The sequence below is a fragment of the Pseudoalteromonas sp. NZS100 genome (assembly GCF_015864815.1).
Taxonomy (GTDB): domain Bacteria; phylum Pseudomonadota; class Gammaproteobacteria; order Enterobacterales; family Alteromonadaceae; genus Pseudoalteromonas; species Pseudoalteromonas distincta.
In genome coordinates, this window is sequence record NZ_JADYWM010000018.1 from 43,585 (window position 1) to 56,219 (window position 12,635).

8 protein-coding genes are annotated in these 12,635 nt (G+C 39.7%); 7 read left to right on the top strand and 1 reads right to left on the bottom strand.

Features of this window, described 5'->3' with window-relative positions:
* Positions 1–171: 171 nt before the first annotated feature.
* A complete protein-coding gene (locus I6E69_RS16305) occupies positions 172–3,150 on the bottom strand; it encodes a DUF3857 domain-containing transglutaminase family protein (RefSeq protein ID WP_197121665.1) in 2,979 nt (992 codons plus the stop codon).
* A 498-nt stretch (positions 3,151–3,648) separates the two neighbouring features.
* Here I6E69_RS16305 and I6E69_RS16310 point away from each other — a divergent pair, with 498 nt between their 5' ends.
* The 7 genes from I6E69_RS16310 to fusA all read left to right on the top strand — a co-directional run bounded on the left by I6E69_RS16310 (position 3,649) and on the right by fusA (position 12,562).
* Complete coding sequence (locus I6E69_RS16310; RefSeq protein ID WP_197121666.1) at positions 3,649–4,890, top strand: OprO/OprP family phosphate-selective porin; 1,242 nt, start codon at positions 3,649–3,651, stop codon at positions 4,888–4,890.
* Between the two features lie 11 nt (positions 4,891–4,901).
* Complete coding sequence (locus tag I6E69_RS16315; protein WP_039488688.1) at positions 4,902–5,873, top strand: tripartite tricarboxylate transporter substrate binding protein; 972 nt, start codon at positions 4,902–4,904, stop codon at positions 5,871–5,873.
* An 11-nt stretch (positions 5,874–5,884) separates the two neighbouring features.
* Positions 5,885–6,352, top strand: coding sequence for a tripartite tricarboxylate transporter TctB family protein (locus I6E69_RS16320; RefSeq protein ID WP_039488687.1), 468 nt, complete (start codon positions 5,885–5,887; stop codon positions 6,350–6,352).
* A gap of 3 nt (positions 6,353–6,355) precedes the next feature.
* On the top strand, positions 6,356–7,900 hold the full coding sequence (locus tag I6E69_RS16325) for a tripartite tricarboxylate transporter permease (RefSeq protein ID WP_039488686.1): 1,545 nt from the start codon (positions 6,356–6,358) through the stop codon (positions 7,898–7,900).
* Positions 7,901–7,908: 8 nt separating this feature from the next.
* Positions 7,909–9,531 (top strand): sensor histidine kinase, encoded by a 1,623-nt coding sequence (locus tag I6E69_RS16330; RefSeq protein ID WP_052201245.1) that lies wholly within the window; start codon positions 7,909–7,911, stop codon positions 9,529–9,531.
* A 14-nt stretch (positions 9,532–9,545) separates the two neighbouring features.
* Entirely contained in the window at positions 9,546–10,271 is a 726-nt protein-coding gene (locus tag I6E69_RS16335) for a response regulator (protein ID WP_197121667.1), read from the top strand.
* A gap of 206 nt (positions 10,272–10,477) precedes the next feature.
* Positions 10,478–12,562, top strand: coding sequence for an elongation factor G (gene fusA / locus I6E69_RS16340; protein WP_004334977.1), 2,085 nt, complete (start codon positions 10,478–10,480; stop codon positions 12,560–12,562).
* Positions 12,563–12,635: the final 73 nt, after the last annotated feature.

Here is a 12,635-nt window from a genome sequence, read left to right on the forward strand (position 1 = left end):
CTTACTTTGGTTGAACAATTAAGAATAAAAAATAGATGCTTAATACTTATTAAATAATTTGATATGGATTTTTATTATAAAAGCATTGCTTGTAAAACCTTAGCCCCTAAAGATCAACAGCCTTTAATTTATGGCTAAAAATATTCGTACTTAACTGGATATTTTAAGCCACTAACGCACTTTATTTGCTGTTATACGTAAATTAATCTGCTCCACTAGTACTTTATCCTGCTTGTTTAGACGCCCTACAATGAGCAAGAAATCACTACCGTCAGTTTTTATTACTTTAATGCTTGTGTTATCAAGTTTGGTTTTACCGTATGTGGTTTCTATTTTTTCTATGTCTTTAAAGTGACTAAGATCTGATTCAAGCTTACCGTCATCGTTTTTGTAGTAACTAAAAATATAGTTCTCGGTTATTCCGTTACCGTCTTCTCGGTAATCAAATACTGCATCGCTATAAAAATAAAGTATTTCTTCGTTTTCAGGTGTTAGGCGATTACGTTTTAAAAAGTGTACTTGGTAAGGCCATAAACTATCGCCTTTTATAATTGCAGCATTGGGTAAAATATTTACTTCTTGAAGTACGCCTAAAAATAATAGAGGTGCAAACGCAAGCGAGATTAAATACTGTCTAATTCGCCAGTATGAGTTGTAATGTAGGGCTTCTTTACTTATATCGGTTTGCTCAATGTAACTAACTAGGGGCAACCATAAAAATGGCATTATACAAATCACTATGGTTGCGTATTCGTCCATACGATAAGTAAAGGCGCTGGCAAGTACCATTAGCCAGAGTGTTAAGGCAGTCCAGTTAGGCATTACTCTATTTTTGTTTAACTGTTGCTGGCTGTGCTGTGCAAGTGCGCGATACAAAGGGTAGTACCATAAAAATGCAAATATACCTCGAGCAATAGGCATAATACTTGAGTTATCGCGCTCTTTAATGGCCTTAAAGTTACGATAACTCCAGTAGTTAACAAATATGCCTAAACTTAAAATACTGTAAATAATAAACTTACTTACAGATACAGCATAAAATGGACTATCTTCAAATTTAACTTTTTTTGCTGACTCTAATCGCCAATCGGCGAAAAAGAATATGAGCACTAAAATATAGCCAGCCAACACATATTTAAGCCAGCTATAACCAAGGCTATCTAGCACATCAGCTGTTGTTTGAGGCGTTTCGCTCGCCTTTGCATATTTTAGAATAGGGTAATGAGTTGCTGATATTAACTTTTTACGCTGTGCTAAATAATCATCTATTTGATCCGCTTTAATATGATCTTGTTTTGCGTAATAGTTATAGCTCAGTGTTAAAACATTATCATTAAATTCAGTAGTTGTTTTTAGATTGAAGTAGTCGTTGTCAATTTCTTCTTGGTCGCTATCAAATCCCCAACCTTTTTCTGCAAAATGTAGTTTTATTGTGGTGTTAATTATATTGGGGTAGTCAAAGTAAAGTGGGTCGGTACGATTTACCTGCTTTGGTTCGTAAACGCTATTTTGTATTTCACTCGCATAAAAACTAGCTTCGTAGCCTTCGTCTGTTTTTTCCCAAAATTCACTAATTAAATACGATTCTTTGGTTATTAGTTTGCCCGTTTTTTCTTGCTCACTAATTGCCATTGCTTCATTGATTGATAAGCCATTTAAAAAGCCTTGGTAATACTCGAAATAAGATTTAGCAACGCTATTTAGACCACTGCTGGCTATATTGTTTCTTCGGTTAATTGCTTCAAATTCAGCATAAGTGTACTGGGTTTCAAAACGTGATGGCTCAGATACTTTTTCAGCAATAAAAAAGTTATCCTCTACAGATACATTTGTATGTACAGGTTTTTGCGCCATTGAAGTTAAAGCGCTTTCACCTTTATCAATAATTAGGGCATAGCCATAATCAGGCTGTGCTAAATATTCGAGAGTACCTCGCTGGTAGCTAACCGTAGGGTCGAGCCAGTAGCGTTTTCCGTTTTGTTTAAGCGTAACAATTACGTGATTAAATACACTTGCTGAAGGTGGAAGTTCTTTTAAACGTTTGGTTTCCTCTGTATCAACTAGCGCGGGAAATGCCTCTATATCCATCGCTTTTAATAACGAGATAAGCAGTACTGTTTTATCTTTGCAATCGCCGTATCGTAGTGAAAGCGTTTCTGAAGCTGACGTTGGTTGATGCGAGTTAGTGCCCATTTCAAGCCCTAAATATCGAACTTCGTCTTGGCTAAAGCGCAGTGCAGCGGCAATTTTGTCTGATGTTTTTGTGTGTTTTGCTTTTATTTTTTCAGCAACATCCAAAATGCTATTTGGAGTTTCTATGGCTGATTGATAAAGCGGATATGCCCAGTTAACTACCTGACCCCAATCGTCAAACTCAGAAAAATAAACTTGTGTATATGGGTCGTACCACGTTGGGGTTTGAGAATTCTGCTCCAGTAAAGGTTCTTCAAAAAGAGTTATAGAATAATCTTTGCCATATTTATTAAGCGTTTCTTGAATATCAGCTGCGCCGTTTATTGTATTTATATGTAGAGGTGTTTGTTTACCCCAAAGTACACGCATATTTTGTTGCACTACGGGTACCGACCAGTTCAGCGTGCGCCTTGTACTAAATTTATTAGCATATATAGGGTTGCTACCTGTCACTGTGTAGCTGTAATCGAGTATGTCGCCACTGCGCATATCATCAATAATAATATTGAGTGATAAGCTACCATTATAAATACGATCAGCTAATTCAGATTCACCTTGTATAACCGTCATTCTCGCGCTACCAAGCTTATCAATGTGCTCATTATTTCTGATAATCGTTAAGCTATTTAGTGTTAGCGACTCGTAACTTGGATCAAAATCGAGACTAAGCTGGCTTATATAATCAACACCACTTTGATTTAAAGCTTTCATAACCAAACGTGTATAGCGTTGCTGTTTTTGCCTGCTCGGTATATAGGATTGGTTATCGAGTAACAAATAAAGTGTGCCGTCACGTACTTTGGTTATGTCGGAATCCTTGGGTTGCTCAATAATATGTGTATTAACCCAATTAGCTGGTTTATCTATTTTATATTGCTGCGCAAAAATACTATGAGATAAAAGTAATAAGGTAAGTGCAATTAGCCAAGCACTGAGTCGAAGGAAGTTCCATTTCATTGTGGGGTCTTATAGTTGTTTTTATAAATACTATTGAAGGAATAATGTACCAAATTTAGGCTTTTTTGACAATGAGATGTTAACAAATTCATTGTTGAGCAGTTAATTAATAGTATATAAATAAACTGCTATGTAAGTGCGAAACGCTTAACCCCTCCTCAAATGTTCCTAAAATAATTTTTTAGTTGTATTGCTAAATCATAATTAGCTAAGCCTACTTTATTGTGGACTTTGTAGAGCTGCAAAAATCCTATCTATTTATTCGTACGGTAATCATTCAAACCTTTAAAATTTTTTATAAATCAAAATATAACAGTAACTGTTTTTGCTCATTTTGTTCATGAATTTTATGAATAAAAAGCACACAACGATCATCAATGCACCTTACCTTCTAAATATTTAGTTAATTTCACGTTAACAATAAGCTGCGAGTTAGATAGCAGTTTGTCGTCGCTTATCTACCTGACAATAAATACATACACAAGCGTGGAGAAAATAATGAAAGCAAGTAACACACAACTCGCTTTGGCAGTTGCTGCCGCATTAGCAAGTACATCCGTTTTAGCCGATAACGATACGCAAAAACTACAAGAGCAATTAGATGCGCTGCAAAAAGAAGTAAGTGCATTAAAAACAACCAGTGGTTTTAATTTAGAGTTTGGTGGACGAGTTCAGCTCGACTACAACTATTTTGATGGTGCTTACAATGCCGAGAACGAGGGCTCTGGCGGGAGCGACTTTTTCCCTCGCCGTATTCGTACCTATGTAGAGAGTGAACATGGTAACTGGGATCACAAATTACTTTTAGAATTTGGCGAAGGTGACGCTGAAATAGTGATGGCGCGAGTACGTTATGCGTTCGATAACGGACTTAAAGTTAAAGTAGGTAAAATTCGCGAAGATATCTCGCTAAATGCATTAACCAGTTCAAAACATATTAATACTATTGAGCGTAGTTCGCTTGCTAATACCTTCTCGCCCTTTTTTCGTTGGGGCGCTTCTGCCTATCAATATTTTAAAGACTCTGGCTTTCGTTACGCGATAGGCGTTTACAAAAATGATGCATTTGGTGCAACAGGTAATGATGAAAACGACAAGCTTACTCTTGCTATTACAGGGCGTGCGACGTGGTCGAGTGCAGCCCCTGGTGATGTAATTCATTTAGGTGCATGGCATTCATATCGCGATATGGGCGGCAATGAACTAGGAGATCGTTTTGCGCGTGGTGAAATACGTGAAACCAATGTACGCCTAGTTAATTATGCTGCAGGCGGTACAACAGTATCATTGGATAGCTTATCGCAGTCGGGACTTGAATTTGCTTTTCAGGCTGACTCTTTAACACTAGAGGCTGAGTACGCAAGCCGTGCATTAGATGCGCTTAATAGTAGTGATGATTTAGATGGAGAACGTTTTGACGGTTTTCATATTTCAGCAAGTTACTTTTTAGGGGGGGAGCAACGACAGTACAAAGCCAGCTCAGCTCTATTTGTTCAACCTAAAAATATTAAAAATGCATGGGAGCTTGTTGCGCGTGTTTCACAAATGGATGCAACGAGTAAAAACCAAGGCAGCGAAGTAACCACCTTTACATTAGGAACAAGCTATTACGTTAGTAGTGACATTAAATTTATGGGCAACCTTATCTACAGCGATGTAGAGGGCCCAGGCACCGCTGCGCTTGTAGGTGATGAAGACTCTGGTATGGGCTTTAGTGCACGTATGCAGTATTTATTTTAAGGAGACACACAATGAAATTATTTAAGTCAGTAAAAACAACATTATTAGCGGCATCATTAGTACTAAGTAGCCCCATGGCAATGGCCGATATTCACTTTTTAGTACCAGCAGGCCCTGGTGGCGGATGGGATACAACAGCTCGCGGTGTAGGTGAAGGTTTAGTAAAGGCAGGCATTGATGATAATGCATCTTTTCAAAATATGTCAGGTGGTGGCGGTGGCCGTGCAATTGCCTACTTAATAGAGTCAGGTACTAAAAAAGGCGATATTTTAATGGTTAATTCAACGCCTATAGTATTGCGAGCCTTAACCGGAAAGATTCCTTACAGTTACCGAGATTTAACACCAGTAGCAAGTATGATTGCTGATTTTGGTGCCTTTGTTGTTCGTAACGATTCGCCATATAAAACGTGGCAGGATGTTATTAAAGCGCTTAAAGAAGACCCAAGCTCAATTAAAGTAGCTGGTGGTTCAGCCCGTGGCAGTATGGACCACTTAGTTGCTGCACAAGCAGCTAAAGCTGGCGGCATTGATGGCCGTAGAATTCGTTATATTCCATATGATGGCGGTGGCAAAGCAAAAGCAGGCCTACTCTCTGGTGAGGTTAACTTACTTTCAACTGGCTTAAGCGAAGCATTAGAAGTTGCAAATGGCGGACAGGCGCGGGTGTTAGCCGTTACATCGCCAGAGGCTTTAACTGATTATCCACAAATACCTACATTAAAGTCGATGGGCTACGATATGGAGTTTGTTAATTGGCGTGGTTTTTTTGCAGCCCCTAATTTGCCTGCCGATAAATTAGCTCAATACACCGAAAAACTTCGAAAATTACAATCAACTCCTGAGTGGGAAACTGTTCGTGCACGAAATGGCTGGTTAAATCTCTTTCAAGAAAAAGATGAATTTATTGAGTCACTCGAAAAACAAGAAGCGCAGCTTAAAGTGGTAATGCAAGAGCTTGGCTTTATTCGTAAAGCGGATTAATCGAGGTTTTTATGATGAATCGCGAACTACTAGGGCCAAGTTTATTCTTGGCGCTATTTACTCTGTACGCTGTAGTGGCGTGGCAAATTCCACTATTACCGTTTGAAGAATACGAAACCGTTACTTCTGCTACGTTACCAAAAGTTTACGCTGTTTTTGGTATTGTGGTGTGCTTGCTCTCAATTGGTTCTACTTTACTTAAGCCAAACGAAAAAGCAGCAGAAAACCAGCCATTAGAAAAGTCACACATTGTGCGTACTTTAGGCTTATTAGTTTTAATGGTTATCTATAGTGCCATGTTGGAACCTGTTGGCTTTTTAATATCAACGAGCGCTTTTTTATTAGTGGGATTTTTTGTAATGGGTGAAAAGCGCAAGAAGATTTTATTATTTGCCTCTATTCCTGTTGCCGTGGTGTTTTGGTTTTTGATGACTCAAGTATTAGGTATTTACTTGGTTCCGGGCGATTTGTGGAGTTAAGTTATGTTTGATGGAATTATGCTTGGTTTGTCGACCGTGCTCGACTTTAATAATTTAATGTACGTGATAGCAGGATGTTTGGTGGGTACTTTTATTGGTATGCTACCAGGGCTTGGACCTATAACTGCGATTGCTCTGATGATCCCTATTACTTATAGCATAGGTGCTGATTCGGGTATGATTTTAATGGCCGGTGTTTATTACGGCGCTATTTTTGGCGGCTCTACGTCATCTATTTTAATAAATGCGCCAGGGGTGGCGGGTACGGTGGCTTCATCTTTTGACGGCTACCCGTTAGCAAAGCAAGGCCATGCTGGTAAAGCCTTGGCTATTGCTGCTTATTCCTCGTTTATTGGCGGAACAATCGGCGCCATACTACTTATGGTTGCCGCACCTCTACTAGCAAAGGTGTCGTTGAGCTTTCAATCTCCTGATTATGTTGTGCTAATGTTTTTAGGTTTAACAGCTATTGCTGCATTTTCAAATAAAGGCCAATTTTTAAAAGCAATGATGATGACAGTATTTGGTTTAATGCTGGCAACGGTAGGTATAGATCCATCCTCGGGCACCGAGCGATTTACCTTTGGACAAGCCGACTTACTCGATGGTATTAGCTTTTTATTAATTGCAATGGCAACGTTTGCACTTGCTGAGGCATTAATTAATGTTGTTAAGCCAGAGAAGAAAGACGCTAAAAGTCTTAATGATTCAGATACGCCGCAAATAGGTTCAACTAAATTAACAAAAGACGAAGTTAAAGATATGGCGCCGGTTGTTGGCCGTTCGTCATTTTTAGGATTTATTGTTGGTGTTTTACCTGGAGCTGGAGCTACTATCGCTAGTTTTATGGCTTATGCAACAGAGCGAAATTTAGCACCTAAAGGCCTAAAGGAAAAATTTGGCAAAGGCTCTTTACGTGGTTTAGCTGCTCCTGAGTCTGCAAATAATGCTGCGTGCACAGGCTCGTTTGTTCCTTTACTAACATTGGGTATTCCTGGTTCTGGTACTACGGCAATTATGCTTGGAGCATTAATCGCTTATGGCATTCAGCCTGGCCCGATGCTTATGCAAGAAAACCCTAGCGTGTTTTGGTCTGTAATTGTAAGTATGTATTTTGGCAACATTGTTTTATTAATTTTAAACCTGCCACTCATCCCTTATTTTGCAAAAGTATTGGCAATGCCAAAGTCGGTACTCACCGTGATGATATTGTTCTTTAGCTTAATTGGTGTTTACTTGGTGTCGTTTAACACATTCGACTTATTTATGATGGTTGGCGTTGCTTTGGTTGCGTTAGTATTACGTCTACTGGCCTTTCCAATGGCACCGTTGTTGCTTGGCTTTATTTTAGGAGACATGATCGAGCGAAACTTCCGTCGCTCAATGATGATTTCAGATGGTTCTTTAAGCTTTTTATGGGACAGACCACTCACGTTAAGTATTTTTATACTTTCTATTTTAGTGCTGTTGTTTCCTTTAAAGGATTATTTAAAGCAGCGTCGAGCGGATAAAACAGCGTCTAAGTTACAGCAAGAACAAGTTCAATAGAGAGATAAATGATCAACACCAACAAGCTAAACCCATTGCAAAGCATGGTTAAAAAACCTAAACGATTAGAAACACGTTTAATTATTTGGGTAACAGGGCTATGTGTTTTACAAGCAATATTGTTTGGGGCGTTGGTGTATCAGCTTACAGCGCAAAGTTTACACAACCACATAGGTGATAAAGCACTCGCTGTAGCCAATAGTATTGCAACACGTACAGATGTAATAAATGCGTTAGAGATTAAAGTCGACTTAGCAGCGTTGAACTCGCAGATAGAGACTCTCACAGAGCTCACTGGTGCTGACTTTATTGTGGTTGGCGATATTAATGCGCTGCGTATTATTCACCCTGATGAGCATAAAATTGGCAAGCCTATGGTTGGAGGCGATAGCCAAAACGCCCTCAAAGGCGAGCGCTACATATCGGTTGCGCATGGCAGTATGGGGGAGTCTATTCGCGGAAAAGTACCTGTATATAATGTTAATAATGAAATTATAGGCTTAGTGTCTGTTGGCTTTTTGGTACAATCTATTAACCCTCTGATTTTATCACGCAGCGCTGAGATACTTATCTGGGGGCTGCTGCTTGTTGGCTTAAGTATTGTAGCGGCTGTCTATATTGGGCAGCGAGTACGTAATGCGATATTTGGCTTGCAACCTGATGAAATAGCAAGGTTATTTTCAGAGCAAGATGCTATTTTAAATACTGTTCGTAGTGGCATTATTGCACTGGACCCTGATGGTAAAGTCCGAAAGCTAAATCAGCGTGCATGCGAAATCCTCGATAAACCGACATCTATAGTCCATAACAATCTTTCCTTGGAAGATTTATTACCCAAGCACGCTAAGTTTTTATTGCGTAATCAGCGACGTAAAATAGTAGGATTTGAATTATTTGCCGCTGATAAACGCCTTATTTTATCGAGATTTTCTTTGCAGGTGCAAGGGCAGGCTGATGGCATTTTACTGAGTATGCGCCCCTCTGATGAACTTGAGTATTTAAGCCAACAACTAACTAAAGTTCAGGCTTTTGCAGAGCTTTTAAGAGTACAAACTCATGACTACTCTAATAAGCTCAATCTAATTGGGGCGTTAGTGCAAATGGGGAAAAATGAACAAGCTATAGAAATAATAGGACAAGAAAGCCAAGGCTCTCAGGCACAAATTCATAACTTGTTAGATCGCATACAAGACCCAGTGCTTGCTGGTTTGTTGGTAGGTAAATACCATAAAGCACGAGAATTAAATGTTGCGCTTGAGCTAAACCCTGACAGCTTGCTTGGTGTTATTGCACGTAAAGAAATGCTAGAACGGGTTATATCTATTTTAGGAAATCTTATTGATAATGCGATTGAGGCTGCTGTTAGGGCATCAGGCTCTCGCTCTGCAAAAGTACGCGTAACCGTTGATGAAACCAGTAAAACTCTCTTATTTGATGTAGAAGACACAGGCTTTGGGTTAGGTTCTGACCATGATGTTATTTTTACACCTCAGTACAGTTCTAAATCTGGGGCAGAGCATGGTATTGGTTTGTATTTGGTAAAAACAAATTTAGACTCATGCGGCGGTACGTTAGAAATTGGTGAGTCAGACCTACTTGGTGCAAGACTAAGTGTTTATATTCCAAAATAATAAGAGCATTAAACATGACGTATTCAGTAGTAATAATTGAAGACGAAGTAGAGGTAGCACAGCTTTTAGCGCAGTACTTGTTATTACCAAATGGTATTGCAGGCAATCAAACGCCAAAGCAAAGTTTAAGGCAAGCACAGTATCAGGTAGTGGGCATTGCAGGTAATTTAAGCACGGCAACAGCTTTGCTGCATGCAATTGAACCTGATTTAATTTTACTCGATATACACCTGCCTGATGGTAATGGCTTAGATTTGTTAACTGATTTACGACGACGAACAATTAAAAGTGAAGTTATGCTGCTCACGGCTGCAAAAGAGGTTGAAACCCTTGAAAAAGCAATGCAGTTAGGCGCATGCGACTTTTTAGTTAAGCCATTAATGTTAAACCGACTAGATCAAGCACTTGCACGTTTTGAATCACGTCAGCAATGTTTTTCTGATGCAAGTGAAGTAACGCAGTCAATGGTTGATACGTTATTTGGCTCAAAGCAGCAAACCAATATTTTTAATCGTTTACCAAAAGGGGTCGACCAACTTACCCTGCAAAAAATACATGATGCTTTTGTAGAGCACGCAACCACTGCATTTACTGCTCAGCAAATGGGCGATTTGGTCGGTGTGAGTCGCTCTACAGCACGCCGTTACTTAGAGTATTTGCTTGAATCAGGTAAGTTAACAGCGGATCAAAGTTATGGCAGTATTGGCCGTCCTGAACGTTGCTATAAAATAGCGAAGTAACTTGGTGCATCTGAAACTTAAGTATTAAACACTATTAATTTCAATGTCTTGCGTTTTTTTTGTTATGTTTGATATTTAATAGATTCTGACGATAAAAAAAATATGTTGAATTGATTGCATTTTAAGCGGCTTGTATGGTGATGTTCGCATTAAGTGATGTTATACTCCTGCCGAATAATTTATCGACTTTATTAAGAGTAAAATTAATGGCAGATTTATCGAAGTACAGAAACATTGGTATTTTCGCGCACGTTGATGCGGGTAAAACCACGACTACTGAGCGTATCCTAAAGCTTACTGGTCAAATCCATAAAACAGGTGAGGTTCATGATGGTGAATCTACTACTGACTTCATGGAACAAGAAGCTGAGCGCGGTATTACTATCCAGTCTGCGGCTGTAAGCTGTTTCTGGAAAGATCACCGTTTTAACGTTATCGATACTCCTGGACACGTTGACTTCACAGTTGAAGTATACCGTTCACTTAAAGTATTAGATGGCGGTGTTGGTGTATTCTGTGGTTCTGGTGGTGTTGAACCACAATCAGAAACTAACTGGCGCTATGCTAACGAATCAGAAGTTGCACGTATTATCTTTGTAAATAAATTAGACCGTATGGGTGCTGATTTTTACCGTGTAACTGAGCAAGTACGTAAAGTACTTGGCGCAACTCCACTAATCATGACTTTACCAATCGGTATCGAAGATGAGTTTGTTGGTGTTGTAGATGTTTTAACTAAAAAAGCGTACGTATGGGATGACACTGGTCTTCCAGAAAACTACGAAATCACTGACGTTCCTGCAGACATGGTAGAAAAAACTGATGAATACCATGAAATGCTTATCGAAACTGCTGTAGAGCAAGACGATGATCTTATGGAAGCGTACATGGAAGGTGAAGTACCTTCTATCGAAGATATCAAGCGTTGTATCCGTAAAGGTACTCGTGACCTTGCTTTCTTCCCTACGTTCTGTGGTTCTGCTTTCAAAAACAAAGGCATGCAACTAATCCTTGATGCTGTTGTTGACTACTTACCTGCTCCAACAGAAGTTGATCCTCAACCTCTTATGGATGAAGAAGGTAACGAAAATGGCGAATTCGCAATCGTATCTGCTGACGAACCTTTCAAGGCGCTAGCATTTAAGATAATGGATGACCGTTTTGGTGCATTAACTTTCGTACGTATCTACTCAGGTAAGCTTAATAAGGGTGACACTATCCTTAATGCGTTTACTGGTAAAACTGAGCGTGTTGGCCGTATGGTTGAGATGCAAGCAGATGACCGTAACGAATTAACTAGCGCACAAGCTGGTGACATCATTGCTATCGTAGGCATGAAAAATGTGCAAACTGGTCACACTCTATGTGATCCTAAGCACCCAGTAACACTTGAGCCAATGGTATTCCCAACTCCAGTAATCTCGATTGCTGTACAGCCTAAAGATAAAGGCGGTAATGAGAAAATGGGTGTTGCTATCGGTAAAATGGTTGCAGAAGATCCATCTTTCCAAGTTGAGACTGATGAAGATTCAGGCGAAACTATCCTTAAAGGTATGGGTGAGCTTCACTTAGATATCAAAGTTGATATCCTTAAGCGTACTTACGGTGTAGACCTTATCGTTGGTCAACCACAGGTTGCTTACCGTGAAACTATCACTCGTGAAATCGAAGATAGCTACACGCATAAGAAACAATCTGGTGGTTCTGGTCAGTTCGGTAAAATCGACTACCGCATCAAGCCAGGCGAAGTTGCTTCAGGCTTCACGTTTAAATCATCAGTTGTTGGTGGTAACGTACCTAAAGAATTCTGGCCTGCAGTTGAGAAAGGCTTTAAGTCAATGATGGGCGAAGGTGTTCTAGCTGGCTTCCCAGTATTAGACGTTGAAGTTGAACTTTTTGACGGTGGTTTCCATGCCGTGGATTCATCTGCAATCGCGTTCGAAATCGCTGCTAAAGGTGCTTTCCGCCAATCGATCCCTAAAGCGGGCGCACAACTTCTTGAGCCAATCATGAAAGTTGACGTGTTCACTCCAGAAGATCACGTTGGTGACGTAATCGGTGACCTTAACCGTCGTCGTGGTATGCTAAGCGACCAAGAAGCTGGTTTAACTGGCGTTCGCATTAAAGCTGACGTTCCGTTATCAGAAATGTTCGGTTACATTGGTTCACTACGTACAATGACATCTGGTCGTGGTCAGTTCTCTATGGAGTTCTCACACTACGCACCATGTCCACAAAACGTAGCTGACACAGTAATCGCTGCAGAAAAAGAGAAAAAAGCTGCTAAGTAATTAGTTTCTTAACTCTTTAAAAAAACCCGCATATGTTGCGGGTTTTTTATTGCCTATAATTTGGTTTTATTTT